The organism is Methanotorris igneus Kol 5 (assembly GCF_000214415.1).
GTDB lineage: Archaea > AGJL01 > Methanococci > Methanococcales > Methanococcaceae > Methanotorris > Methanotorris igneus.
The window spans coordinates 599,942-624,987 of record NC_015562.1 but is presented as its reverse complement, the minus strand read 5'-3'; the positions used below and the strand labels follow the sequence as shown (position 1 = coordinate 624,987).

Below are 25,046 nucleotides of genomic sequence, written 5' to 3'. Positions count from 1 at the left end.
GTAGGGATAAATTTAATGAAGACGGATATTTTAATGTTGATGGATTTTTGTGATGAGGAGGTCGCAGAGGAGATTAGAAAGACAGTGTTGAACGTTAGAGGTGTTGAAGGTGTGCATCAACTAAAAGCAAGGAAAGCTGGGCCATTTATGTTTTGTGAAATGCATATTGAAGTTGATGAAAACTTATCATTTAAAGAAGCCCACAAAATTTCTGATGACGTTGAAAGTAAAATAAAAGAAAACATTAAAAATGTGGACTCAATAACCATCCATATCGACCCAATTAAAAAGAAAAAACTTAGAATTGCTATTCCAATAGAAAGTATAGATAAGGATAAATTTAAATCAAAAATAAACAAGAAATTTGCGTTTTCTCCTTATTTTATGTTTGTTGATATATCTGATGGAAAAATAGTGGGTTCATTTATAAAAGAAAATCCTGCCAAGGATTTGGAAAGGAAAAAGGGCATTGAAACAGCCAACTTTTTAATAGACAATGATGTTGATGTTGTGATTGTGAAAGATATTGGGATGGGATCTTACAACGCATTGAGAAATAAATATGCGAGGGTAGTGAAAACAGATAAAAACACCGTAGAAGAAGCGATTAACGAATTCTTAGAGTGTTCAAAAAACAGTAATGGAGCAAATTGGTAAAATCAACAAAATAAGATAAAAAATAGGGCAAAAAATAAAATTAAAATATTACAAGCAAATTATTGCAAACTTACAGTTCAATTTCTTCATATTCTTTTGTTTTTGTGTCAAAAATTCCAATGGTTGCTTTTCCAGTTAAATAACCACAACATTCCCCAGGATTTATTATTAAGACCCCATCTTTTTCATTAAATACCCTCTCATGAGTGTGCCCATATATGACAACATCATACTTCTTTGAGGCAATAATTGCATCCAAAACTTCTTTGTTTGTTCCATGCATAACAAAGAACTTTAATCCATCAACTTCAAAGGAAACATAGTCATCAATAATATTTTCTTCATTAACATCTTTTAACCATTCTTTTAATTTACATCTCTCCCCATCGTTGTTTCCATAAGTTGCTATAACCTTTGCCTTCAAGTTTTTAAATTCCTTTATAACAAACAATGAGACAAAATCCCCACAATGAATGACTAAATCCACACCCTCATCATTAAAAATTTCTATTGCCTTTCTTATGTTTGGTAGATAGTCGTGTGTATCTGACATAATACCAATCTTCATATCTATCCCTCCTTTTTTATCCCTTTTCTTACATCAACAGCAATACCATAATTAAATTCCATAAGTTCCTTTCCATTTAATAATGTTGTTCCAAATGCCAACAATTCATCATCCTCATTAACCACCAAAACCTCCTCATAAGGCCTCAACTCTTCATCACAATCAACAACGAACTTTGCATAGACGGACTTTCCTTCCCTTGCAAATTCTTCAACCTCTCTATCTACAACAACCCTATATTTTGGATATGGTATCTTTTTATGTAATAATCTTGCCCCTTCCTCTGTTGGGATCAAAAGATTGTCATAAGACCTAATTGAGAACAATGTTTTGCCATCTAACATCACATATCTAATCCTTCCAGTGGTCTTGCTCCTCTTTATTGTTATTTTTTTCATCAACCCATCATCAATAATGTCATATCCGTATTGGTATTGAAGCATTTTCTTAATCCTAAGTGCATCAGGATTTATCTTATTTTTATTTGCCTCTGAGTTGTAGTAGTTGATGTAGTAGTTGTATGTGGTAATATCCAAAATTTTATCCTTATATTTTTCAATAAATTCTTTTACAAATGGTTTATTATACTCCTTCTCAAATTCAAACAGGTCTGGAACTTCACTTTGTGCTAATGGGTAGAAAGTATCTATATACAATGGCACCAGTCCAAAGACATCATCAATAACCAAAACGTCCACATCAGAGTGGATAAGATTTAAATTTTCACTATATGGCTTTTCAACTCTTTTCGATACCGTTGTTATGTAAATTTTGTCAAACTTTAGACGTGATAACCTCTTTTTATGCCTCAAAACCTCAGGCCTAAATAGACTCTCATACCCACTGTAGAAGAAGGCAGATTTTTTTGTCACAGGGTCGAATCTTTCAATGAAATCCATGTATTTCCTAACAACCCTCAACGCATCTAACAACTTTGGATGACATCTGCACCTCTCCTCAACCAACTCCCACAAACTTCCCTCTTTTATAGCATTTTTTATCCTACTTATTTCCTCAAAGGTTACATATAGGTTATGTTCTGCCAATAATCTTGTTCTCTGCTTTTTATCCATTCTGTAAATCTCTTTTGGTTTGTAGGTGGAACAAACTGGGCATGAACATGGGAATCTATCCAAATCCTTTAAATTTTCTAAATGCAAAGTCCCTCTCTCAGTTAAATACCTCCCCTCCTTTGCATACAATGCATAGGCAGCAGAATCAAACAAATCACACCCTAACGCAACTGCCAAAGCAAATGCCATAGGGTGTCCACAACCAAATAAATGAATTGGCTTATTTGTAGGAAGGCACATTTTTGCATTGATTATAATCTCTGCAACATCCCTATACCTATACTCCTCCATTAGTGGGACAACAGCCCCTATTGGGTAAATATCAAAATCTAATTTTCCCATTTCCTCCGCACTTTTTCTCCTCAAATCTAAATACGTAGAGCCCTGAATAGTTCCATTTAACAACAACTTAAAGTTTTTCTCTTTTTTTAATTCAATTGATGCTTTTGCCCTCCTTAATGTTTCCTCTAACTCTTTCTCTGCCCTCTCCCTTTCGACATCAGGTGGGGTTGGGATATCCAATATAGTTCCAACGTCAACGCCTATTTTCTCTTGGAACTCTACTATCTCCAATGGTTCAACATCAATATCCCCATAAACACTCAACTGAAAAGAACCGCTATCTGTGACTACAACCTTATCAAATCCAACTAACTCATGGATTCCCTTTTCTTCTGCAATTTCTCTTAATTTTGGTGTTGAATAAGTTATGTATGAGTTTGTTATTATAATGTCTGTTAATTTTTTTATTAGTTCAATTGGCACAACTTGCTTTTTTGGATTTGGATGAACTACAGGCATTATTGTAGGTGTTTCTATTTTATGACCATTTATTTTTAATTTTCCAATCCTTCCCATCGCATCTCTATCTTTTATCTCAAACATCATTCCACCATCACATTACGTTGTGGTTTAAATTATTATTAAACTTTCTTTATTATTTTATTGTATTATTGATATTGTGGGTTGTGTCACATATTAAAACAAAACCAAAAAATATATATATTAAAAGAACTATCCTTAATTACGCATGCGTTTTGAGAGAAGCGGGGTAGGGTAGCCAGGCCTATCCCGCCGGGCTCATAACCCGGAGATCGGTGGTTCAAATCCACCCCCCGCTACCATATTTATTTTTTATTTTAGTTTATTGATTAATTTAGTTCTATAAATTTAATGTAAACTATTTTAAAAAACACTGCAATATTATTTGAAAAAGCAGAATATATCTAAATATATTTTTTCATAAACATCCAATTCATCCCCTTCCAATGCAAAGGCAAAGACCCAATTCTTAAATATTTCTTAACCTCATCTTCTGTAATTTGGGAATAAACTCGAGCATATAGTTTTTTAAAATTATCTAACTTACCATTTAAAATTACTTCTTCAAATATGCTTTCAATTTTTATATTATGTGTTAGATAGATATATTCCCTAAATGTCATTGGGTAAATTGGTTTATGCAAAGTTTTCCTTGCTAAATCAGGACTTTCTTTTAATTTTACTGCTGAGGAACCAGTAGCTATTACAAATATGTTAGTAGTGTCATAAAGATTTTTTAAAATCAAATCCCACTGTTTTTCATATTGGATCTCATCAAGTAGTAAGATTATTTTTTCATCGTATAGATTAACTCCAAAAATTTCTGAGTATGATTTTAATGCATCCATTAATGTAATGTTGTTAAGTTTTAACTCATTCATTGAAAAGTATAGGATTTTGTTAGGTTCTATTTTTACTCGGGGGTCTATCCATCGTGAGGATTTAGGAGTAAATGTGAATAAAAGTACTCCCGCTTAAATTAACCCTCACGATGGACTTGGGTGACATCGGTCTCAACTCTCCTCTGGGTTCATTGGAGAGTAAATCATCGACCTCCACCCCAGCCACGGACATAAAAACCTAACGGTTTTTAAGTTCCCGTCGCTTCGCTCCGGGAGAACCCCAACTCCGCCTAAGAGTTTTTTAACTAATTTAACTCCTCTTTTAAAGATATTAAAAGAGCCGACGAACTGCCTATTGAAAACTCCACATTTTTCACATTTTACAACCTGTCCCTCTTGGGACTCCATTTTACTCCCGCATACGGGACAGGTTTTTGAAGTATAGTGAGGATTAACGTAAAAAACAATACTCTTATATTTTAGCCTTTTTGCAATCTCTCTCCAACTCGTTCTATCCAAATCTCTGTTAAACTTCGAATTTTTATACATACTGAGCTTATCCAAATCTTCAAAGATAAAAATTGCATCTGGGAAAAGCTTTGACAATTGGGAGGTTAATTTGTTAATAAAATCTTCAACTCGATTTTTTCTTCTATTATAATACTTTTTTAGCAAGATACCAATTCTTTTTGGGGCTTTTTTATAAATCGACTTTAACTTATCGATAATAACATCATAAACATTCTTTATTCTACGCAGTTCAGATAAATCAATTCTAATCCACCCTTCTTCTGGATGGAATAAATCTAAGGATTTTAGATTGCTATCTACACCGATAACGACTTTTTTATCAAATATATTTAAAGGTTTTTTAAAGGTTATTAATGCTTCACTGTCTTTTAATATTATCTCTCCAATGTCAAAACCTTTAATTTTTTCGAAAAACCATTCATTTTTAATATCTAAGATTAAATACTCTCTCCTCGCTTTTATCGTTATCCTTATCGTTCCATTTTCTTTATCGTATTTTATTAGGGTATTTTTAACTCTAACAAAAGGTCTTTTAAATGTCGGTTTATTTCTTTTTCTTTTACCATCTAAATAATTCGATTTCCAACTCTCTATTGTTGAATAAGCCACTTTAATAGCCCCATCAACATAATGAGAAGCAAAATTCCATCCATTTAGTAAATAATTTCTTAGTTCTCTTTTGAAATCCTTATCTTTTGGAATTTCTGGGATTAATCGGGTGGTTGTGTAGTATTTGTATTTATTTTTAGATTTAAATCGATGTTTAACTTGTTTTTCTTTCCAGTTGATATTTTCCCAGATAATATCAACTGCTTTCTGAGAGGTACTCATAAATCCATCTAACAAGTTTTTTAAATCGTAATTATGTTTAATCTTGTAAGTTAATACGATTTCGGATGGAAGTTTGTTTTTATTTTGCATTATTCTCGCCCACAATTTCTTTAACTGTCTTTATAAGTTTTTTATATTTGTGAGAACGCCTTCCGTATAATTTTCCTGCGAAATGGGAAATAACGGTTATTAAATCTTCTACTAACTCTTCTTGTGGAGCCTTACATTTCTTATTAATAACGATTACCTCCGTTCCGTAAGATTTAAAGAATTCTTTTAATGTTTCAAAGCCAAATCTTGTCAATCTATCTGGATAGGCAATTATTACTTTCTCAACCTCCCGGTTTATAACCATTTTTAAAAGTTTTCTGTAGTTTTTTCTTTTTTCGCTTAATCCACTACCAACATCTTTTAATATCTCTATATTCCAGCCCCTATCTTTTGCGTATGATTTTATCGCGTCTATTTGCCTTTCTAAATCGTCTTTTTGTGTGTTAGATGAAACCCTTGCATAGCCGATAATTTTTCTTTGTTCTTTATCTTTAATTCCTAATATTCGTTTTATTTCACTCTCTGGAACCCTCCTCTTTCCCCCCACAGTTCTAACACACTTTATCTTTCCCTCTCTATCCCATCTTTGCAGTGTTTTTATATGAACTCCCAACAATTCACAAGCTTCCTTCATCGTATATAGTCTTTCTAAACTCATACTTACTCACCAATAATAACTAACACTCATCTAATATATAACAGTTTCGGAAGGCAGTTGCAGCAAATTCTTCTGATATTGAAGCAACATCTTGAACGTCTCTTAAAGCCTTTTGGATATTATCACTTGCTCTTTGAGCATCTTCTTTTATTTTGTTTATTTTTTCTATAGTTCTGTCTATACTTTCTTTAATCTTTAAGAATGCATTGTTAACCTCGTCTATTGCTATAACTCCTCGATCAACTTCATTCTTTCCTGTTAACCTCACCAAATTTCTTGTTGGGATAATAAAATTTTTAATAATTAACAGTGTTTTTGATATTAAGGATATTTTATAAATGTTTTGCGAGACTACGTAAAATATTTTTTATATTTTGTTCTATATAATAATTTTATGTAGGTTTTTGTGTAAATAATAGTAAACAATGTTAATCACAAGTATAAAAAGCTTACAAAAACGGTTAAGGTTATTGCAGGCGAGAATAATGCAAAATAAATTTATTCTTTATTTCTTTACTTTAAATTCCAAAACAATGCCATCATCCATTCTGTAGAAATTTTTCAATTCCAATTTGACACATTCATCAACAGTTTTAAAACCTTCCCCATCTACGTAGGTAGGAGCATCCTTTCCACCGAATATCTTTGGAGCGATAAAAACCCTAACCTCATCAACGAGATTCTCCTTAAACATTCCCCAATTTAAAGTTCCTCCCCCCTCTAAAAGTATTTTCTTTATTCCCCTTTTGTAGAGTTCTTCCATGAGTTTCCTCAAATCAACCTTTCCCTTTCCAACTTTTATTACCTCAACTCCCATTTCAGTTAATTTTTTTATTTTTTCTTCTTTTTCTTCATTGATTTCCTCCGTTGTGGCAATTATTGTTTTTGCATCTTTGTTTAGAACTCTCGCATTTAAAGGAACTCTTAACTTGCTGTCGACAACAATCCTTACTGGATTGTCTTCTTTCTTTGCTGGTATTTTATGGACGGTTAATCTTGGATCATCCTTTAGCACCGTCCCAATGCCAACCATTATGCCATCAACTTCCTTTCTAATTTGATGGACTCTCTTTAAGTCCTCTTCTCCTGAAATTCTTGAATCATTGGCTATTGTTGCCAATTTCCCATCCAGTGTCATTCCTACATTTGAGATTACATATGGCTTCATCCTATCACCTAAATACCGAACATTAGAGTAACTATTACCGCAGAGATTAAACTCAAAATAAACCCTGCCTTTATCATATCCTTTTCCTTTATATACCCACTTCCAAAGACTAGTGCATTTGGAGGAGTTGCCACTGGAAGCATAAATGCACAGGAAACGGCAATTCCTACTGGTAAAGCAAGAATCTCTGGCCTTATGTTTAGTTGTGATGCAGTAGCTATCAAAATTGGGACTAAAACACTTGCCACTCCAGTATTACTCATAATATTAGTTATCATTATGGAGAACAAAACCAAACCAAAAATATAGGCAAATGTTGGAACACCTTTTAATGCATTTATGACAATGTTTGCAATATACTCACTTGCTCCTGTTGTTGATAAGATGTAACTTAAAGATAACGCCCCACCGAAGAGCAATAAAACTCCCCAATCAGTTGAGTTATTTAAGTCCTCCCAATTTATTAATCTCAGAGAAAACAGAAGAATTATTCCGATAACTGCAACTATACTATCAAAATATTTCTCAACCCCAAATAAGGCAGATAATTTTCCACTCAGCATCCACATCAATATTACAAACAAAAACACTCCTCCAACTAACAAAGCTTTACTATTTTTAATTTTAAAATCATATTTCACGCTTATTTTTCTTTCAAACTGCGGTTTGAAATACAAAAACAGAACTGCATAAATTATTGGCAATAATATCAAAACTATTGGGAATCCAACTTTAAACCAATCAAAGAACCCCATACTCAAGAAACTTGCAGTTATTGCATTGGGTGGACTGCCTATAATAGTCCCAATTCCACCAACACTTGCGGAATAGGCAATTCCTAAAAGTAAGAATGCGTAAATATTCTCATTGCAACGGTGCGTCGTTGCATCCCGCGGAGATACCTCCTCGCTTTGCTTGGAGGTATAGAACTCGATATTATTATCAATCTTATTGTTATTTGCATATCCAAGCAATCCAATAGCGAGAGGCAACATTATTGCTGTTGCTGATGTGTTGCTTATCCACATAGAGAGAAATGCAGTAGTTAGCATTATTAAAAAACTCGCTACTCTAAAATCTCCCTTTGAAAGCCCCACGATTTTATAGGCAATGAGTTTGTCAAGTTCATACTTTCTCAGTGCAGATGCAAGGGCAAAACCCCCAAGAAATAGGAATATTATTGGGTGTGCAAATGATTTAAATGCCTCCTTAACATCTAAAATACCAAAAAGAACAGCAAGAACTGGGACAAATAAGGAGGATATTGGTAAAGGTAACGCCTCAGTTAACCAAAGTATCGATATAAACACCAAAATAGACAATCCTTCCTTTATTTGCAAATCGTCAATTGGAAAGAAAAACAGAATTAAAAACATCAAAATTATATCAAAAATCAATATTAATGTATTCTTATTCATAATCCCCCTCTTAAACTTTAATAACTTTGATTTCATCCCCAAGAAACCTTTAAAAAGCTTTTTTGTCTTATTTATCTTAACCTCAAAATATCTCCAAGATCCATGCCCCTTAAAATTTTATTTCTTATGTTTGTTTCCTTTTCTTTTATTGCCTTTGCATTCTCAATAATCTCACTTAACTCTTCCCTTTTTATAACTGCAACTCCATTGCAATCTCCAACAATAATATCTTTTGGGTTTATTAATTCTCCTCCACAGGTTATTGGGACATTTATCTCCCCTTCATCCAATGGCTTTCCTGCATTTGGAACAATATGTTTCGCAAAGGCGGGGAATTTTAAAGCATTTATATCCTCAACATCCCTTATTCCCCCATCAATAACAATCCCCAAAACCCCCTTCAATTTTGCATTTGTTGATGCCAACCCGCCCCAAACAGCAATGTCTCCTCCATTTGCATCAACGACTATTATTTTGTTTCTTGCATATTTTATTGCCTTAACAACGGTTCCCCAATCATGTGGGGAGGTTTTTACAGTTAATGCCTCCCCAACAACAATCTTTTGCATAGGATTTATTGGCTTTATTCCCTTCAAAACCCTCGCACCTGCGTCACATAAATTTGGAACTGAAAAGGTATTTAAAATTTTCATAGTTTCGACCTATCATCAAAAATTTTTACGGCAAAACCTACGGTTTTGCCATTAATTATTTAAGTGTGGCAGGGTTATAGTTAAAATTTCAAAATAATGTTTAATTCTTCCTTTAATTTGGTTGTATATTTGCCATTTATATTTAAGCCCTGTTTTATATATTTTTTCCCAATGCGATAGCCTCTTCTTTCATCTTTCTTATTATCCTTATCAAACTCTTAAATGAACCCAAAATATAATTTTGGCAAAACCTTAAAGGTTTTGCCATATATCTTTATGAAAACTTAAACGAGAAATTATATATAACTAAATAACAATTTTGTTTCATAAAATTAATCATCAAAGGGAAATTATGAAAATGGGGATAATATCAGAGGAAAAGGATTGGGTCGTAAACGAATTAAAAAAATCTATGGAAAAAAATGGTATTAAACCTGAGATAATAAAGCCATCTAACATAATATCTGGTATAGGCATGGGTTTTAAGTTGAAGTGTAATGATAAAAATCTATTGGATTTGGATTGTGCATTTGTTAGGAATATTGGGAACGAAGTGGAAATGTTCCATAGGTTTGATTTTTTAAAGTATTTGGAGCATTATATTCCATTAATAAACCCATTAGACGGAATAGAAAATGCTGGAAATAAATATAGGTGTTCTTTTTTGATGGATTTAAAAAACATCCCCCAGCCAAGAACGGTTGTAACTGAGAATATAGATGAGGCGTTAAAGTGGGTTAATGCTTTTGAGGACTGTGTTGTAAAGCCACTTTTTGGACATCAGGGGAAGGGAATTATGAGAATAAATGGTGGCTCTTTAATATCCAAACTAAATAAACTGACAGAATTCAAGAAAAAATATGGGGCTTTTTATATTCAAGAATTTGTAAAAAATCCGAACAATGTTTATAGAGATATTAGAGCATTTGTTGTTGGGGATGAAGTTGTATCGGCAATGTATAGGGTTTCAGATAATTGGATAACTAATATCCACCAAAATGCAAAACCAGAGGAATGTGAAGTTAATGATGAAATTGAAGAACTTGCCATAAAGGCAAAGGATGCGTTGGGATTGGTTTATGCTGGGGTAGATTTGATTGAGAGTAGGGATGGTTTGAAGGTTTTAGAAGTTAATGCAACTCCATCTTGGGAGGGGTTATCAAAAATCTCAAAAGTCAATATTGCCGATAGAATAATTGAAGAGGTTGTAAATTTATTAAAAAGATAATATAAAAGATGATTAATAAAGATTTAAGTGATAAAGACAAAAATTAAAATAAAATTAAATAAAAAATAGTGATAACATGGAGAACTCACTAAAAATAAACAAAACAACTATTGTTGTAAAGAAGGGGGATATAACAAAGGAAAATGTAGATGCTATTGTAAATGCCGCTAATCCATACTTGCAGCATGGTGGTGGTGTTGCCTGGGCAATTGTAAAGGATAATCCAATCATACAGAAAGAGAGCGATAGGCTAATAATGGAAATTGGCAGGGTTGAGGTTGGGAATGCTGTCTATACAACGGGCGGAAATTTGGCAAAGTATGTTATACATGCTGTTGGACCAAAATGGGGAGAGGGAGATGAGGAGAGAAAGTTAAGAAATGCAATATACAATGCATTAAAACTTGCGACAGAATTAAAGGTTAAATCAATTGCAATTCCTGCCGTTAGTTGTGGAACTTATGGATTTCCAAAAGAAAAAGGGACAGAGATTATTATAAATACAATAGTTGATTTCTTAAAAAATAACAAAACAACCTTAGAACTAATTAAATGCGTGGATATTGATGATGAAGTTGTGGAGGGATTTAATAAGGCATTAAATAAAGTAAAAATGAATTTTAATGGCTAATCAATAAGTTTTTAGTTTATTACTTCATAGCCAAGTTTACCTTTAATTTTTCCTTCCATGTTAAATTAATATCAACACTTCCCCCTTGAAACTCTCCAATATCAACATCCCCATAAGTTTCCTCAATATCCCCTTCAATTTCCAAATAAATTCTTTTTAATTCTTCAATGTTCTCTTCACTTGTTTTCCAAAGGCCTCTTTGATATGCCTCCAATAACCTCCTACCAATCTCTTCCAATGCATATATGTTGTTTTCTTTAAAGAATTTCCTATTTTCTTCATTTTTTACATATGTGTTGAATATCTCATCAAAAATCCAATTTTCAACTTCTTTTGTTGTGGCACTCCATCCAAATACCCTTCCAATTCTCTTTGCTATATCTCCAGCCCCTTTATAGCCATGCCTTTTCATGCCTTCAATCCACTTTGGATTTAAAAGTTTTGATAATGAGACCCTCTCTATCTCCTCCCTCAATGTCCTTATCTCAACTTTATTTGGATTTCTTGTATCTCCATAATAAACCTTAACATCCTTTTTCGAAATAACCCTTGCAGCATTTGTTAATCCACCATGTGTCCCAAAATAACTGCAACATCCAAATAAATCATATTCATCAGTAATAGTTTTGTTAAATGTTAAATCAACACTCTTTAAGATATTTTCAAATGCATCCTTTGCATAAACTCCATAAACATCTTTTCCATAAGCATAGGAATTCCAAAGCATGAAGGCATCTTTTAGGTCTTCTTCATTCTCCCATGCACTTGCATATACTGCATATTTAACCCCATTCCCATAAGTTCCCGGTTTTGAGCTAAATATTCTATATGTTGCTTCTCTAAATGATAATCCCTCTTTTAATCCCTCCAACACATGTTTTTTAACAAAGTTCATCTCTATTGGCTCATCTAACTTTGCAACCTTTGTTATTGCTTCATCAACAATTTCCATACAATTTGGGAAATTGTCTCTCAAAATCCCACTAACCCTTATAGTCACATCAATTCTTGGCCTCCCTAACTCCTCCAATGGAATAACCTCTACACCAACAACCTTTCCATGTTTCCATTTTGGTTTAACACCCAATAAATGCAGTATCTGTGCCATCCCTTCCCCATCAGCCCACATAATATCTGATGCCATCCAGTAAACAGCAATATTTTCGGGATATTTACTATTTTCTTTAAGATATTTTTCAATCAACTTCTCAGCTAACAAAACCCCAACCCTATATGCTGCCTTTGTTGGAATCTTGTATGGATCTAAAGAGTAAAAGTTCCTTCCAGTTGGAAGGATATCATCTCTACCTCTCGTTATTAATCCAGAAGGTCCTGGTTCTATGTATTTTGCATCAATAGCATTTAAAAGTGCATCTATTTCCTTAGATTGTTCTATTCTTTCATTTATGTCAAGTATTTTTTCTTTTAATTCTTTATCTTCAATATCTTCTCCATTCAATACTTTTCTTATTTCATCTTGTAACTTTCTTCTATATTCAAACTCCAAAGTGGCATTTATAAGCTCAATTCTCTTCTCTCCTTTTGGCAGTTCTCCAAATATATGCATGCCATCATTTATCTTTGAATTTTTTATCATCTCTAAGGTATTTCTCAACTCATCAAAGATTTCCTTAAAGTTTAAGTGGATATTACCTTCTTTTTCAATGTGTTTTATTTTCTCCTTAATTTTTAATAAGTTGGTTTTCTTCACTTCTTCAACAATTAAATGCTCTAACTGATGCCTTCTTGATGCATCCATCTCTTTTAGATACTCATTTACATAATTATCTAAGGTCTCAAGTTCTTCATTCATTGCATCGGTCATTACTGTTTGAAGATGGTCAATTAATACAGCATAACTCCTTCTCTTTGCAATAGTTCCCTCTGGTGGATTGTCTGAGTTGTAAATGTATAAGTGAGGAATATCATTTACGCAGATATCTGGATAACATTCATTTGATAAGCCAACATTCTTTCCAGGCAAAAATTCCAAAGTGCCATGTGTTCCAACATGAACCATGACATCGGCAACCTCACTAAAGTATTTATATGTGGCAATGTATTGATGTGTTGGAGGACATTCTGGATCGTGCAAAATTTTGCAAACTCTTCCATCACATCTCGCTCCCGCACAACCTCTTTTTGGCTGAACGCAGACATATACATTTCCAAATTTCAAACCAGTTATGACAATCTTGTTTTTTCCATTGCTATCCTTATAAACCATAGATGCTGGAATATCCTTTCCATTTAAGTCCCCCCATGTATCTAAGACCTTTTTTTGAACATTTTCTGGGAGTGTCTTGAAGTATTCCATATATTCTTCTTCGTCCATTAAATAGAGATAGCCCCCCTTTGCAATAATCTCATTTACAGTTGTCCATCTAAATTCGGAGATTGCTTTTTTGTCTAATATCAATTTTGCCAATTCCTTCCCATCTTTTGGGATGTTTTCAATATGATAACCTTCCTCTTTCATCTTTCTCATTATCCTTATCAAACTCTCGAATGAATCCAAATGTGCAGCACTTCCAACTGTTGCCTCAACAGATGCACATGCGGCATTATGCAAAATAAACACAACTTTTCTATCCTTTTTTGGTTTATTTTTTAAGTCAATCCATCTTTTTATTCTTTTAACCACTTTATCAATTCTATCATCTATTGCCATCTTCTTTTCCAAATTCCCCTCCTTATGCACAGTTCCAATTATAATTGGCTCTATAACACCTTCAAATTCAGGCAATGCAACTGTCCACCCTATATCAGCAGATAATCCCTGCATATCACTTTTCCATTCTTCGTAGGTTCTGTAATAACTTACTATTGGATGGAAAACTGGAATATTGAGTTTTTTTAGGATATCAACCCCTTGTAATTTCTTTAAACTGCCTTTTTCAACAACCGTTCCCAACGGGAATGACAATAGGTTTATCAATGCATCTATTATTGGTTCTCCATTTTTAAGGAAGTATTTTAAGACACATTCCCCACTACCTATGGCATTTAGATCTTCATTTTTTGCTCCATAGGAAAAAACAGGAATTACATTAAAGTGCTCTTCTAATTTATTTATTAAAGCATCTATAACTCCCATGTCCTCATTTACGAGATAATGCCTTGAAAATAAAACCCCCACAGTGTTCTTTTTGTTAAAGTTTACATTATTTAAGAATTCGTCTAAACTCTCAAAGATTTCCCCCTTATAAAATATACCTTGAAATGGTAGTTCTTTTGGTGGAGATACAGGAATATTTATGTTTAGAGTTTCCCTTATGAGGTATAAGATTAGGTTTTTGAAATTCTCAACACCCCCGTAAACCGTGTATAGATATGCCTTATGGGAGAGTTTTGAGTTCCAATATACAGGATCTTGGCTTGTTATTATTAAATTTTTGAATTTATTGGTATTAATCTCTTCATAAAAATCATCGGTGGAAGTTCTATACATAAATACAATATCCGATTTTTTTGCATCATTTAGAAAATCATCTAATTTATCTGGCATATCTCTTGTTGAATATAATCTTAAATCAATGTTTAAATTGGATAATTCTTTTTTCAATTCGTTCCACGCCTTGTTTAATATAGTGCAGTAGGATGCCCACATTAAGGCGGTTATGGTTATGTTCATACAATCACCATAAAAATTTCATACTTTTATTATCTTAGTCATACTATATCATGAATATTATTACTATTTATATTTTGCGATATTTATGAGGTTGTCGAAAAATACGAATACTATAAATAATAGTAATAATAATTATGAGCGGCAGAAAAACCAAAAGAAAAGGATACTGGAAAGCCTACGATAAGAGGTTTAAGATATTCAATATTAAGTACACTTATGATTTTGTTTCATTTATTATAAATATTTTACTTCCATATAAAGAAAAACGCAAAGTAGGAAGGCCTTTAGCTATAAGTTACAATGAATATATAGCTACTCTAATAATAAAACACATTTTTAGAATTAGTTTAAGAGATTTAGAAACTCTTTCCGATTATTTACATAAAAAGCATATAGATAGCTCCACATACGGAAAAGCTTTTCAGAGGATTAAAATAAGCGATTTAACTAAAATAATCGTTGGATTACACTTAATTATTGCTAATTCGTTAAAATCATCGGTTATAATTTACATAGCTGATTCCACTGGAGTCCATTTATTAAGAGTGTATTGTGAAAGAATCAGAGTTGTGAATAATGAAATAAAAAAGGTAAAGTATCGGGTTTTTGACAAAATGCACGTATTAGCTTGCTATTATAAAGATTATGGATTAATTTCGATTGTTATGGTAAAATGGGATAATGGATATAGTTCAGACAGTAAAAACTTACTAAAAATGATAAAATCTTTAGATTTTGTGAAAGGTGCGATAATATTGTTGGATGGTGGTTACGATGATGAAGATTTACTTAGAGAGTTGTTATCTATAGACCTCATTCCAATAGTTAAAACAAAAGAGTTTAAATGGGATTACGGTATTTCTAAAATCAGAAAGAAAGTTAAAAAATTGTTTGATAAGAAACTGTATAAAATTAGAGGGGTAATAGAAGCGATATTTGGAGGGCTAAAAACTAAATTTAGATTAACTCTAAATGAAAAACTACCTGAAAGTAGATGTAGAGCTACTTTAGCAGTAGCAATCGTTCATAATATTTTAACACTAATGAGAGTTATTAGTATTAGAGAGTAATATTTAAATTCATTGATGAAATAATTTTTCGACAACCTCGATATTTATCATGATTAATAATTACAAATTAGGTTTTTAATACCAATTAGTAAAAAATGCCATAAAATTCACAAAAATCTTTATTTAGTATTATAATATTCATAATAATTTTGTATTTGTATGAAAAATATTTTTATATGTGGTTAAAATAATTTGTGTAAAAATAAAATATTTTTAAATTAGGTGAAAATGATGAACTATCCATTTACCGCAATTGTTGGACAAGAGAAGATGAAGAAAGCATTAATTCTAAACGCTATAAACCCAAAAATTGGTGGGGTTTTAATAAGAGGGGAGAAGGGAACAGCAAAATCTACAACAGTAAGGGCTTTGGCTGATTTGTTGCCGGAGATTGAAGTTGTTGAAGGATGTCCGTTCAACTGTGATCCTAATGGGGATTTGTGTGATATATGTAGAGAAAAGAAGGAAAGGGGAGAACTAAAAACAATTAAGAAAAAGATGAAAGTTATTAACCTCCCAATTGGTGCAACGGAGGATAGGGTTATTGGAACCCTTGATATTGAAAAGGCAATTAAGGAGGGAATTAAAGCCCTTGACCCTGGAATTTTGGCTGAGGCAAATAGGAATATTTTGTATATTGATGAGGTTAACCTTTTAGATGACCATATTGTTGATATCCTTTTAGATGCTGCTGCAATGGGATGGAATATTATTGAGAGAGAAGGGATAAAAATAAAACATCCCTCACGATTTATCTTAGTTGGAACGATGAACCCTGAAGAAGGGGAGTTGAGACCTCAAATCCTTGATAGGTTCGGGTTGATGGTGGATGTTGAGGGGTTGAATGACATAAAGCAGAGGGTTGAGGTAATAAAAAGGGTTGAAGAGTTCAATGAGAATCCAGAGGAGTTTTATAAAAAATATGAAGAAGAGCAATTAAAGTTGAGGGAAAAGATAGAGAAAGCAAGAGAATTATTAAAGAATGTAAAAATAAGTGATGATTTATTGGAATTAATTTCAAAAATCTGCATTGAGTTGGGTATTCCAACAAATAGGGCAGATATAACGGTTGCGAGAACGGCAAAAACCATTGCTGCATTTAATGGAAGGGATTATGTAACTGTTGATGATGTAAAAGAGGCATGTGAACTTGCCCTCCCACATAGAATGAGGAGGAAGCCATTTGAACCACCACAATTAAACAAGGAGAAGATTGAACAAATATTTAATGAGTTTGAGGAGAAGAATAACGAAAAAAATGAAGATGAAAAAGGTAATAAAGAAAATGATAAAGTAAAAAAAAACTAAATGAAAACAACAGTAAAGAAAAACAAGAAGAAAATGGAGGAGATTTTGAAAACAATGAAAATAAAGATGATAAAGAAGATAACAAAGAACATGAAAATAATAGTAGCAATAATAAAAGCAGCAATAACAAAGATAGCAACATTGAAGAGGAAAAAATATTTGACATAAATGGAGGAGCAAATCCAAAAATACTCAACATAAAGTTGAGAGATAGCATATACAGATATAGTAGTGGGAGGCACATAAAGAGTATTAGCAAAAAAGGAAGATATATAAAATATAGAATTCCGCATGGAAAAACAACTGATATTGCCTTTGATGCAACATTTAGGGTTAGTGCATTATATCAAAAAGAAAGAAGAGAGAAATTTAAGGACAAAAATTTGGCATTGTATCTTACAAAAGATGATTTAAGGGAAAAGGTTAGAGAAAGAAAAATATCATCTCATTTACTGTTTGTTGTTGATGCGAGTGGGTCTATGGGTGCGATGAGGAGAATGGAAGCTGCAAAGGGAGCAGTTTTGTCTCTCTTAATGGATGCATATCAAAAAAGAAATAAAGTAGGAATGATTGCGTTTAGAAAAGATATGGCAGAACTTGTTTTGCCTTTCACTTCATCTGTTGAACTTGGAGAGAAATTACTCAAAGAACTCCCAACTGGTGGAAAAACACCCCTTTCAAAAGCATTTTTAAAGGCATATGAGGTTTTTAAAAATGAAATGAGGAAAAATCCGAACATAATACCAATTATGATATTCATTAGTGATTTTAAGCCAAATGTAGCTATTAAAAAAGATTATATAAAAGAGGTCTTTGATATCTGTGATAAAATTGCAGAAGAAGGAATAAACGTCATATTAATAGATACAGAACCAAAATCATTCATAAAAATAGGTATTGGTGATAAAATCGCTAAGAGATATGGGTTTAAGTATTATAAAATAGATGATATTAGCGTAGATGGAATTTTGAACATCGTTAACCCTTTAATAAATTATTAATTTGGGATTTAGTCATACATTTATTTAAATTTACGAATCTAAAATGTATAAAAAATAATAAGAAGTTAGACATTTATGCTTTTAATTTGCTTCTTCTCCAGAATCTCATTTTTGGATGTGATCTTACTCTACCTTTTGTTTTGAGAATTACGAATAATGGAACTCTTCTGTTTTGTTTTAATGCTTTTGCTAATCTCAACTTTTTCCCTAATGGTTTGTTGCTTGCCATTCCTCTCACCTCTTTAAACTTTTATATTTCTTTTTTTAATCCAATAACCCTTGATTGTTTATGTCTTGGGAAGTATTTGAGTGGATCATACCCTTTCAATCTCATAAGTGCTCTAATTTCAGTTTCATAATCAGATTTTGGTAATTCCTCGCTCTCTTTTTCGGAGATTATGAAATATTCGTTAACTAATTTTCTTATGGTTCTATGCCCAAGCCCCATTAATGGGGTTAGATATTCGATGTTCTTTCTCATTTCAAGGCTCTGGACTTCAGAGTAACTTAACTTAGGAACTTTGTCATCTCTTCTTGTTCCATCTGCAAGAATCTTGTACTTATCAGCAAGAATTTCTAAAACCTTTTTATGAATAAATTGGATACCATTTGATGGGTAGCCGTCTTTTAATATAATGTCAACTGATTTTTCAAGTATTTCTCTTTCAAGGGTTATAACTTCATGCGGCAAACCCAAGATCTCAGCAGTTTCTTGAGCATATTTGTAGGAATCGAGGATACCAAAGTTTACAGTTAATAACTTAACATCATAACCCAATTTTTTCAATATAATTGCAGATAATGAGCTATCCTTCCCACCGCTGAATAATACATATGCCTCCATAGCATTCACTTTCTAATTATCTTGAATTCCCTTTTCTTTTTTGTTGCTTCATGTATTCTATCAAGCAAAAGTTTTAACTGCTCATCAGTGACTGGGATAGGTAACCTACCCATTTGGGCAAGTTGTATTAGTTGTAGTTCTACTTGCTCAGCAAATTCTGGTTTTGCCATTCTTATTCTTGCAAGTCTTGATCTTGCTTCTTCGGTTAAAATTTGTCTTAAAATTTTTTGTTTTTGGAGTTGGTATTGCATTTGTTGTTCTTGCAACTGTTGGAGTTTTTCTTGCTCTTCAAGTTTTTTCTGCATCTCCAACAGTTTGCGTCTTTTTATTTCTTCTAAATCCATATAAAATCCCCTTTTGTTGCTAAATATGTGGTAAAATCATGTCATTTGCAGAATTTTTATAGTTATTTGAATATAATAAATTTTTGAAAGAACGATAAATTAATTATAAAATTCCAAATGAAGCATAATTTATGCTTTTAATTTCATTGGAGATTGCGGTCATTTATAATGAAACAACCAAAATTATAGTTGTTTGCCAAAAATCAATTGTAAAATTCCAAATAAAGATTAATTACTTCATATAATTTAATGAAGTTTTCGTTCATTTGTAAGGCAAACAACTATACACCAAATACATCATCTACATGAAGTAGTTTATGTGAAGTAGTAGTTTATAATATTTTTGACTTAACAATCAAAAAAGTTATTAGTAAAAATTTTTAGTATTTGGCTAACTCTGGAATTTCATTGATAATTTCATCTCTAACTTCTTTTGCAGTGTTGTCTAATAATGATTGCCCTTTTGGTGTTATAACTCTCCCTTCTTTTGTTTTTGCAACTAATCCTAATCTTTCTAATTCTTGGAGTGCTTTTCTTATGATGTTTCCGCTACCTTTTACGAAGTGCTCTGGAGCGTGACCTCTGTTCTTTCTTCCACCGTAAGCAGTTCTCAATCTCTCAACACCAACAGGACCATTAATGTAAATTTTTCTTAAAATTGATGCACATCTTATATACCACCAATCTGGATTTTCAGGTCTTCTTTCTTTGTGAGCACCTGTCTTAACAAATGGAGTCCATGAAGGTTCTTTTAAACCCATTTCTTTTAATTTTTTTGCAGTTTTTTCTATCAACAATGCTGGTGGGACATCATACACTGTTACCATGTCAACACCTCACTTGGTTTTTTAGTTTTGCAGGAGGGCAAGTTGTTATTAAAACATTTTGCAATGCCTATCGCTTGTTATGTATTGATAATGAATACTTCATGTTTATCTTAAAATTACATTAGTAATTTATAAACTTAATCCAAAAAAAGAACATTGAATCCTCGCCGGGCAATCTCAATATTAATTCTACAATCATGTATATATATATTACGCTTAACCACTTAAGTTAAAATTTCTACAATTTTCCCTTTCTAAGTTTTTCAAATTCTGCAATAAACTGTTCTGCTTTTTCTTTTTCTTTCTCTTTTTTAGTCTTCTTTGATGTATATCTCTTCCAACCTTCTCTTGGTCTAAATAGAGTTATCACATGCCCAACGATACTTACTATTTCTGAATCAGTTTCTTTTGCTAATTTTTCGGCGATCTCTTTTTTGTCCATATATATTAATGCCGTTCTTCTTATTTTGACTTTTATAAGACCTCTATCTTTTAATTGCCTTTTCACTTCTTCAATGACCTTATCTACACCTTCTTTTCCAATCCAAACTACGGGTTTTATTTCATGAGATTTTGCTCTTAGTATTCTTTTTGCTTTTGAGGTTAATCTCTTTTGAGATACTTGATTCTCATTATTTTCCATGATTATCACCTTAGATTTGTAAAATTAGAATTATTGATTATAATGATAATGCAAAAATGACCTAATGAAAATAATATATTAATGTTTATTTATGTAGAAAAAATATTACCTAAAAACATATATATATTGGTTGGGGTCGGACATTTGTTCATATTTATATCAAAATATCAAACACACTTTGGTGGAGTTATGAAAGTAGTGTGGTGTATAACTGGAGCAGGACATTTATTGAGGGAGAGTTTTGAAGTTATGAAAAAATTGAAGAAACATGGGATAAAAATAACTACATTGGTTTCAAGGGCTGGGGAAGAAGTTGTTAAGATGTATGGGTTGATGGAGGATTTATATAAAATATCAAATAACAACTACTATGAGGAGTTGATTTTTGAGAGAGAACACCCTTATTCAGCACCAATAACTGGGAGATTATCGCTTGGAAAATATGATTACCTAATATCAACACCAACAACTGGAAACACAGTGGCAAAGGTTGTAAATGGAATAGCAGATACCTTAGTGACAAATGCCATTGCTCAGGCAGGAAAGGGATTTGTTAAATGTATAATAGTTCCAGTTGATTATGAGGAGGGAATTGTAACAACAAGGTTACCATTTTCAATAGATAGGGAAAAATGCACACTGTGCAAGGCATGTGTGGAAGTTTGTAAGAATAATGCAATTGTTGTGAATTTTGATGAAACTTCTTCTAAAAGTTTCATGGAGATAATCTTATCTAAATGTGTTGGATGTGGAAAATGTAAAGAGATTTGCCAATACGATGCAGTAATAGCTGGAAAAGAAATAAAAATGAGGGTTAGAAAGATTGACGCCGAGAATACAAGAAAATTAAAAGACCTTGAAGATACTATAGTGCTAAAACACCCCTATGAAATTATAGACATTTTATTAAAAAAACCTTAAAAAAACAGTAAAATTATCCATAAAATAATAAACAAATTTCAAACTTATACAATTTAAAAAATCCAAAAGTATATATATCTCATCTTCATATTGAATTATAGTAAAGGGAGGGATGTAGATGAGTGACAACAATGCAGTATACATAGGAAACAAGAGTATAATGAACTATGTTCTTGCAGTAATCACACAATTTAATACACAAGGGGCTAAGGAAGTTAAAATAAAAGCAAGAGGAAAGGCAATTAGCAGAGCAGTTGATGTTGCAGAAATGGTTAGAAATAGGTTTTTAACAGACGTTAAAGTTAAAGAAATCAACATTGGCACTGACAAAATTGAAAATGAGGATGGTAAGGTTGTTAATGTCTCAACAATAGAAATTGTCTTAACAAGATAAATTCGAATACTTTAACACTTAATCTTAATGCTAATTTTTGTTTGTTGGGTTATTTATTTTAATTTCCCATTGTTTTAGGATTTTGTTTAGGAATTCGTCTTTTTTGTGATTTTTTGTTGATGCAAATTTAATGTTAATTTTAATTTAATGATAAAAATGTTGAGGGGTTTGGATGGTAAACTATATCATAATAACAGCAACTGCACATGCGACAGAGGATGAGGATAAGGTTTTAGATGCAATGGCTTATTTTTTGCCAGATGTTGTTGGAGAGGATGACGTAGAATTGGAGGTTGTAGAGACGGATGGATATTTTGGTAACCCAATAAATGTCTATAAGATGACCATAAACAAAAAAGCAAATAAAGTTTTTAAGCACATTATGGATTTGCTAAAGAGTGATGAAAGAAACATAAACAAATTAAAGAAAGACATTGATTTAAGGATAGAAAAAAACAAGTTGTATTTAAGGTTTGATAAGCAGAAGGCATACTTGGGAGAATGCAAATTGATGGACGGAGATGATGTTGTAAGGATAGTCATAAACTTTAAGGTTTATGTTTCAAAAAATAAAGAAGAGAAGGTTAAAGAAAGGGTGCTTAAAGAATTGGGAATAGAATAATAATGAAAATGAAAAATAATTATAAATAATAGTTGATTTTTGCTTAACTTTAAAGTTTTTGGGATAAAAAATAAAGGGATAGTTATGCATGAACTCTCTTATGCAACATCTATGCTTGATACTATTATAAATGCTGTAAAAGAGCAGGAGAAGGACGGGAAAAAGATAAAAAAGGTTTCTGAAATAAATTTGGAGGTTGGAGAATTAACATTCATAAACATTGAGCAGTTAAAATTTGCGTTTGAAGTTATTGCAGAGGGGACTATCTGTGAGAATGCAAAGATAAATGTGCAGTTTATAAAACCTTTGGCAGTGTGTAAAGATTGTGGATATGAGGGGAATGTTAAAGCAGAGGATGAATTTGAAATTTATTGCCCAAACTGTAATAGCATGAACTTGAAGTTTAAAGGAGGGAAAGAATTCAACATAAAAAATATTGTTGTAGAGTTTGATGAGTAATATTGACTTTTGAAATTATTAAAACTTAAAATCAAAATAGAAAAATTGGTAAATGCAAAAATATAGTCGTGTGCGGAAATGATATACGGCAAAACCTTCGGTTTTGCCAAAAACCCTTCTAACGCACACGAATAAAGGCATTATCCCCCATATGTTTAAAATAATATTATTTTATAAAATCCTCTTTATAGCGTTCCAAACTAAATAAGATTGAGGTTTTAAAGTTCCTTCAATAGGGTCTAAAAATAGAATATTTTCTTTAACTAAATAAATATAAACTGGCGTAGGCATCTCTTTTTTTAGGATTTCATATTTATTTTTAAATAATTTTAATGCGTTGATAATATCTTCTTTTTTAAGTTCAATAACTTCATTTTTTATCTTTACTTTTGGTTTTGAATACTCTAAAAATTCCAAAAACATATCTAACTTCGAAACCTCTTCTTTAAGCATTAAATCTAAAATCTCTTTTAACTCTTTATATCTCATCTCATCAATCACATTATAAAGATATAATGGCTTTCCCCCAATATAGGAGAAAATTAACTCTTTATCCTCATCAGAAAGTTTTTTATTTAGGAGATTTTCTGATAAAAAATCAATAAACTTTAAGGCAGTTTCTTTATCAAAATCATCCACTAAGATATATTTAGCCCTCCCTTCCAACTCTCCAGTGTTATAAACATACTCAATAAACAAACTATCGGAAGAAAGACAAAAAACATGGCATAAATGCTGTTCTTTTGTTAAAGATACTAAGAACTGAAACAACTCTTTTAATAAATACTTTTGCCTATTTTCTTTAATCATCTGAAGTTCATCCAATATTAAAATTGGTTTTTTCCCACTCTTTTTAACCGCCAATAATAAACTGTTTAAATACTGAAAAGCATCATTTATTTTCTCCTCAAATAACTTATCAAACTCTACTTCTGGAATTGGAATACCAGTTAAAATCTTAGCCCCCTTAGTTATTAACTTTAAAACTTCATTTTTATCCTTTATCTTTTCAAATAAGTCATCCTTTTTAGTGGTAAAAATTGCTTCTATAAATTCTCTCTTTTCTGAAATTAGATAAGTCCTAAAATTGATATAAAAAACCTTATAATCATCAGATAGTTCATTTTCAATAATGTGTTTTATTAGAGTAGTTTTTCCAGAATTTAAAGGACCATAGGTAAAATAAATACTATTTGGCTCCCCTTCTAAGATTGATAAAATTTCTTTTATTTCTTTTTCTCTGTTGAAAAATTTCATTTAATCACCAAAAAATTGTTAGGTTAATATTAAGATTGTATCCATAAATCTAATGTTGTTTGATATGGTGTCTTCTTTTCTACAATGTAAATCTCTTCTTGTAGTAAATCAGTAAGCACTTCTTTATTACAAACTCTTATAAACCATATCAATGCTTCTTTTGATGGAATTTTAATTATAGCCTTTCCATTATTTGTTATGATTTCATAGGAAATATCATTTTTTAGTTTATCATGACTTTTTGCAGTTTTAATTAATTTAATAAATTTATCATGCTTACTTTTGATTAGCATTCCATTTTTATCATGGAAATTAAGAACACCACTTTCATACAGTTGAGTTAATTTTCTTGTATATTTTGTATCCTATAAATTTGAGTGTTGGATTTACATAAATCAAGTTAGAGTTTATGTATATCCACCAAACAAATACAAACAATACAATTAACGATAAACAACTATATAAATTTAAATCAACTTGTGTAAAAGGTATGATGTATGTGATTAGATATTCTAAATATGAAGATACTATTAACCAAACTTAATTTTTATTCCATAAAAATATTTATTATTTTGATTTAAACCACTCCCC

General features: G+C 31.7%; 28 protein-coding genes and 1 tRNA gene. 12 read left to right on the top strand and 17 right to left on the bottom strand.

From position 1 onward, the window contains the following. The first annotated feature begins 15 nt into the window (after window positions 1-15). Complete coding sequence (locus METIG_RS03020; protein ID WP_245527626.1) at window positions 16-657, top strand: cation transporter dimerization domain-containing protein; 642 nt, start codon at window positions 16-18, stop codon at window positions 655-657. Between the two features lie 70 nt (window positions 658-727). Here the strand turns inward: METIG_RS03020 and METIG_RS03015 are convergent, their stop codons facing one another. Further along, window positions 728-1,225, bottom strand: a complete 498-nt coding sequence (locus METIG_RS03015; RefSeq protein WP_013798770.1) for an MJ0936 family phosphodiesterase — start codon at window positions 1,223-1,225, stop codon at window positions 728-730. A gap of 2 nt (window positions 1,226-1,227) precedes the next feature. Beyond that, window positions 1,228-3,183 (bottom strand): tRNA guanosine(15) transglycosylase TgtA, encoded by a 1,956-nt coding sequence (tgtA, locus tag METIG_RS03010; protein WP_013798769.1) that lies wholly within the window; start codon window positions 3,181-3,183, stop codon window positions 1,228-1,230. Window positions 3,184-3,343: 160 nt separating this feature from the next. Here tgtA and METIG_RS03005 point away from each other — a divergent pair. Then, window positions 3,344-3,422, top strand: a tRNA-Met gene (locus METIG_RS03005). A gap of 102 nt (window positions 3,423-3,524) precedes the next feature. Here the strand turns inward: METIG_RS03005 and METIG_RS03000 are convergent. From METIG_RS03000 to METIG_RS02970, 7 genes are all read right to left on the bottom strand, one after another. Next, a complete protein-coding gene (locus METIG_RS03000; protein ID WP_245527625.1) occupies window positions 3,525-4,001 on the bottom strand; it encodes an AAA family ATPase in 477 nt (158 codons plus the stop codon). Between the two features lie 132 nt (window positions 4,002-4,133). Beyond that, complete coding sequence (locus METIG_RS02995; protein WP_013798768.1) at window positions 4,134-5,414, bottom strand: IS200/IS605 family accessory protein TnpB-related protein; 1,281 nt, start codon at window positions 5,412-5,414, stop codon at window positions 4,134-4,136. Beyond that, a complete protein-coding gene (locus METIG_RS02990; protein ID WP_013798767.1) occupies window positions 5,404-6,033 on the bottom strand; it encodes an IS607 family transposase in 630 nt (209 codons plus the stop codon). The genes METIG_RS02995 and METIG_RS02990 overlap by 11 nt, the downstream gene beginning before the upstream one ends. 19 nt (window positions 6,034-6,052) lie before the next feature. Continuing rightward, window positions 6,053-6,301, bottom strand: coding sequence for a hypothetical protein (locus METIG_RS02985; protein WP_048055505.1), 249 nt, complete (start codon window positions 6,299-6,301; stop codon window positions 6,053-6,055). Between the two features lie 237 nt (window positions 6,302-6,538). Beyond that, window positions 6,539-7,201: a 2,5-diamino-6-(ribosylamino)-4(3H)-pyrimidinone 5'-phosphate reductase gene (locus METIG_RS02980; protein ID WP_013798766.1), complete on the bottom strand. Its 663-nt coding sequence runs from the start codon at window positions 7,199-7,201 to the stop codon at window positions 6,539-6,541. 8 nt (window positions 7,202-7,209) lie between these two features. After that, a complete protein-coding gene (locus tag METIG_RS02975; protein WP_052297393.1) occupies window positions 7,210-8,619 on the bottom strand; it encodes an SLC13 family permease in 1,410 nt (469 codons plus the stop codon). Between the two features lie 71 nt (window positions 8,620-8,690). Then, a complete protein-coding gene (locus METIG_RS02970; RefSeq protein ID WP_013798764.1) occupies window positions 8,691-9,272 on the bottom strand; it encodes an RraA family protein in 582 nt (193 codons plus the stop codon). Between the two features lie 352 nt (window positions 9,273-9,624). On the opposite strand from METIG_RS02970, the gene mptN reads away from it, so the two are divergent. Both mptN and METIG_RS02960 read left to right on the top strand, forming a co-directional pair. Next, a complete protein-coding gene (mptN, locus tag METIG_RS02965) occupies window positions 9,625-10,500 on the top strand; it encodes a tetrahydromethanopterin:alpha-L-glutamate ligase (RefSeq protein ID WP_013798763.1) in 876 nt (291 codons plus the stop codon). A 76-nt stretch (window positions 10,501-10,576) separates the two neighbouring features. Next, window positions 10,577-11,131: a macro domain-containing protein gene (locus tag METIG_RS02960; protein WP_013798762.1), complete on the top strand. Its 555-nt coding sequence runs from the start codon at window positions 10,577-10,579 to the stop codon at window positions 11,129-11,131. Between the two features lie 19 nt (window positions 11,132-11,150). Here the strand turns inward: METIG_RS02960 and cobN are convergent, their stop codons facing one another. Then, a complete protein-coding gene (gene cobN, locus METIG_RS02955) occupies window positions 11,151-14,765 on the bottom strand; it encodes a cobaltochelatase subunit CobN (RefSeq protein ID WP_013798761.1) in 3,615 nt (1,204 codons plus the stop codon). Between the two features lie 134 nt (window positions 14,766-14,899). Here cobN and METIG_RS02950 point away from each other — a divergent pair, with 134 nt between their 5' ends. The 4 genes from METIG_RS02950 to METIG_RS02940 all read left to right on the top strand — a co-directional run bounded on the left by METIG_RS02950 (window position 14,900) and on the right by METIG_RS02940 (window position 18,144). Continuing rightward, on the top strand, window positions 14,900-15,835 hold the full coding sequence (locus METIG_RS02950) for a transposase (protein WP_013798476.1): 936 nt from the start codon (window positions 14,900-14,902) through the stop codon (window positions 15,833-15,835). A 231-nt stretch (window positions 15,836-16,066) separates the two neighbouring features. Continuing rightward, window positions 16,067-17,143 (top strand): ATP-binding protein, encoded by a 1,077-nt coding sequence (locus METIG_RS02945; protein ID WP_083809484.1) that lies wholly within the window; start codon window positions 16,067-16,069, stop codon window positions 17,141-17,143. A 33-nt stretch (window positions 17,144-17,176) separates the two neighbouring features. Then, entirely contained in the window at window positions 17,177-17,311 is a 135-nt protein-coding gene (locus METIG_RS09700) for a hypothetical protein (RefSeq protein ID WP_281033962.1), read from the top strand. 35 nt (window positions 17,312-17,346) lie between these two features. After that, on the top strand, window positions 17,347-18,144 hold the full coding sequence (locus METIG_RS02940; RefSeq protein WP_013798758.1) for a vWA domain-containing protein: 798 nt from the start codon (window positions 17,347-17,349) through the stop codon (window positions 18,142-18,144). A 73-nt stretch (window positions 18,145-18,217) separates the two neighbouring features. On the opposite strand, the gene METIG_RS02935 is transcribed toward METIG_RS02940, so the two are convergent. The 5 genes from METIG_RS02935 to yhbY all read right to left on the bottom strand — a co-directional run bounded on the left by METIG_RS02935 (window position 18,218) and on the right by yhbY (window position 20,802). Then, entirely contained in the window at window positions 18,218-18,373 is a 156-nt protein-coding gene (locus tag METIG_RS02935) for a 50S ribosomal protein L39e (RefSeq protein ID WP_013798757.1), read from the bottom strand. Between the two features lie 21 nt (window positions 18,374-18,394). Then, the gene (locus METIG_RS02930) at window positions 18,395-18,988 is read right to left on the bottom strand and encodes a DUF7411 family protein (protein WP_013798756.1); all 594 of its coding nucleotides are present in this window, start codon (window positions 18,986-18,988) and stop codon (window positions 18,395-18,397) included. A 5-nt stretch (window positions 18,989-18,993) separates the two neighbouring features. Further along, window positions 18,994-19,332, bottom strand: coding sequence for a DNA-binding protein (locus tag METIG_RS02925; protein WP_013798755.1), 339 nt, complete (start codon window positions 19,330-19,332; stop codon window positions 18,994-18,996). 380 nt (window positions 19,333-19,712) lie between these two features. After that, entirely contained in the window at window positions 19,713-20,159 is a 447-nt protein-coding gene (locus METIG_RS02920; RefSeq protein ID WP_013798754.1) for a 30S ribosomal protein S19e, read from the bottom strand. 238 nt (window positions 20,160-20,397) lie between these two features. Further along, window positions 20,398-20,802 carry a ribosome assembly RNA-binding protein YhbY gene (yhbY, locus tag METIG_RS02915; protein ID WP_013798753.1) on the bottom strand — a complete coding sequence of 135 codons (405 nt, stop codon included), beginning with the start codon at window positions 20,800-20,802 and terminating at the stop codon, window positions 20,398-20,400. A 189-nt stretch (window positions 20,803-20,991) separates the two neighbouring features. Here yhbY and METIG_RS02910 point away from each other — a divergent pair, with 189 nt between their 5' ends. From METIG_RS02910 to hypA, 4 genes are all read left to right on the top strand, one after another. Next, window positions 20,992-21,723 carry a dihydromethanopterin reductase (acceptor) gene (locus METIG_RS02910; RefSeq protein ID WP_048055503.1) on the top strand — a complete coding sequence of 244 codons (732 nt, stop codon included), beginning with the start codon at window positions 20,992-20,994 and terminating at the stop codon, window positions 21,721-21,723. A gap of 118 nt (window positions 21,724-21,841) precedes the next feature. Beyond that, window positions 21,842-22,117, top strand: a complete 276-nt coding sequence (gene albA, locus METIG_RS02905) for a DNA-binding protein Alba (RefSeq protein ID WP_013798751.1) — start codon at window positions 21,842-21,844, stop codon at window positions 22,115-22,117. Between the two features lie 172 nt (window positions 22,118-22,289). Continuing rightward, window positions 22,290-22,739 (top strand): RNA-binding domain-containing protein, encoded by a 450-nt coding sequence (locus tag METIG_RS02900; protein ID WP_013798750.1) that lies wholly within the window; start codon window positions 22,290-22,292, stop codon window positions 22,737-22,739. Window positions 22,740-22,823: 84 nt separating this feature from the next. Then, a complete protein-coding gene (hypA, locus tag METIG_RS02895) occupies window positions 22,824-23,198 on the top strand; it encodes a hydrogenase maturation nickel metallochaperone HypA (protein WP_013798749.1) in 375 nt (124 codons plus the stop codon). A 171-nt stretch (window positions 23,199-23,369) separates the two neighbouring features. Here hypA and METIG_RS02890 read toward each other — a convergent pair whose 3' ends face one another. Then, entirely contained in the window at window positions 23,370-24,455 is a 1,086-nt protein-coding gene (locus METIG_RS02890) for an ATP-binding protein (protein ID WP_013798748.1), read from the bottom strand. A gap of 29 nt (window positions 24,456-24,484) precedes the next feature. Next, window positions 24,485-24,748 (bottom strand): hypothetical protein, encoded by a 264-nt coding sequence (locus METIG_RS02885; protein ID WP_013798747.1) that lies wholly within the window; start codon window positions 24,746-24,748, stop codon window positions 24,485-24,487. Window positions 24,749-25,046: the final 298 nt, after the last annotated feature.

What these genes read in the sequence shown, in the direction of transcription:
- METIG_RS03020 (WP_245527626.1), top strand. Translation starts at nt 16, where the DNA reads ATGAAGACGGATATTTTAATGTTGATGGATTTTTGTGATGAGGAGGTC.
- METIG_RS03015 (WP_013798770.1), bottom strand. Translation starts at nt 1,225, where the DNA reads ATGAAGATTGGTATTATGTCAGATACACACGACTATCTACCAAACATA.
- tgtA (WP_013798769.1), bottom strand. Translation starts at nt 3,183, where the DNA reads ATGTTTGAGATAAAAGATAGAGATGCGATGGGAAGGATTGGAAAATTA.
- METIG_RS03000 (WP_245527625.1), bottom strand. Translation starts at nt 4,001, where the DNA reads ATGAATGAGTTAAAACTTAACAACATTACATTAATGGATGCATTAAAA.
- METIG_RS02995 (WP_013798768.1), bottom strand. Translation starts at nt 5,414, where the DNA reads ATGCAAAATAAAAACAAACTTCCATCCGAAATCGTATTAACTTACAAG.
- METIG_RS02990 (WP_013798767.1), bottom strand. Translation starts at nt 6,033, where the DNA reads ATGAGTTTAGAAAGACTATATACGATGAAGGAAGCTTGTGAATTGTTG.
- METIG_RS02980 (WP_013798766.1), bottom strand. Translation starts at nt 7,201, where the DNA reads ATGAAGCCATATGTAATCTCAAATGTAGGAATGACACTGGATGGGAAA.
- METIG_RS02975 (WP_052297393.1), bottom strand. Translation starts at nt 8,619, where the DNA reads ATGAATAAGAATACATTAATATTGATTTTTGATATAATTTTGATGTTT.
- METIG_RS02970 (WP_013798764.1), bottom strand. Translation starts at nt 9,272, where the DNA reads ATGAAAATTTTAAATACCTTTTCAGTTCCAAATTTATGTGACGCAGGT.
- mptN (WP_013798763.1), top strand. Translation starts at nt 9,625, where the DNA reads ATGAAAATGGGGATAATATCAGAGGAAAAGGATTGGGTCGTAAACGAA.
- METIG_RS02960 (WP_013798762.1), top strand. Translation starts at nt 10,577, where the DNA reads ATGGAGAACTCACTAAAAATAAACAAAACAACTATTGTTGTAAAGAAG.
- cobN (WP_013798761.1), bottom strand. Translation starts at nt 14,765, where the DNA reads ATGAACATAACCATAACCGCCTTAATGTGGGCATCCTACTGCACTATA.
- METIG_RS02950 (WP_013798476.1), top strand. Translation starts at nt 14,900, where the DNA reads ATGAGCGGCAGAAAAACCAAAAGAAAAGGATACTGGAAAGCCTACGAT.
- METIG_RS02945 (WP_083809484.1), top strand. Translation starts at nt 16,067, where the DNA reads ATGAACTATCCATTTACCGCAATTGTTGGACAAGAGAAGATGAAGAAA.
- METIG_RS09700 (WP_281033962.1), top strand. Translation starts at nt 17,177, where the DNA reads ATGGAGGAGATTTTGAAAACAATGAAAATAAAGATGATAAAGAAGATA.
- METIG_RS02935 (WP_013798757.1), bottom strand. Translation starts at nt 18,373, where the DNA reads ATGGCAAGCAACAAACCATTAGGGAAAAAGTTGAGATTAGCAAAAGCA.
- METIG_RS02930 (WP_013798756.1), bottom strand. Translation starts at nt 18,988, where the DNA reads ATGGAGGCATATGTATTATTCAGCGGTGGGAAGGATAGCTCATTATCT.
- METIG_RS02925 (WP_013798755.1), bottom strand. Translation starts at nt 19,332, where the DNA reads ATGGATTTAGAAGAAATAAAAAGACGCAAACTGTTGGAGATGCAGAAA.
- METIG_RS02920 (WP_013798754.1), bottom strand. Translation starts at nt 20,159, where the DNA reads ATGGTAACAGTGTATGATGTCCCACCAGCATTGTTGATAGAAAAAACT.
- yhbY (WP_013798753.1), bottom strand. Translation starts at nt 20,802, where the DNA reads ATGGAAAATAATGAGAATCAAGTATCTCAAAAGAGATTAACCTCAAAA.
- METIG_RS02910 (WP_048055503.1), top strand. Translation starts at nt 20,992, where the DNA reads ATGAAAGTAGTGTGGTGTATAACTGGAGCAGGACATTTATTGAGGGAG.
- albA (WP_013798751.1), top strand. Translation starts at nt 21,842, where the DNA reads ATGAGTGACAACAATGCAGTATACATAGGAAACAAGAGTATAATGAAC.
- METIG_RS02900 (WP_013798750.1), top strand. Translation starts at nt 22,290, where the DNA reads ATGGTAAACTATATCATAATAACAGCAACTGCACATGCGACAGAGGAT.
- hypA (WP_013798749.1), top strand. Translation starts at nt 22,824, where the DNA reads ATGCATGAACTCTCTTATGCAACATCTATGCTTGATACTATTATAAAT.
- METIG_RS02890 (WP_013798748.1), bottom strand. Translation starts at nt 24,455, where the DNA reads ATGAAATTTTTCAACAGAGAAAAAGAAATAAAAGAAATTTTATCAATC.
- METIG_RS02885 (WP_013798747.1), bottom strand. Translation starts at nt 24,748, where the DNA reads ATGCTAATCAAAAGTAAGCATGATAAATTTATTAAATTAATTAAAACT.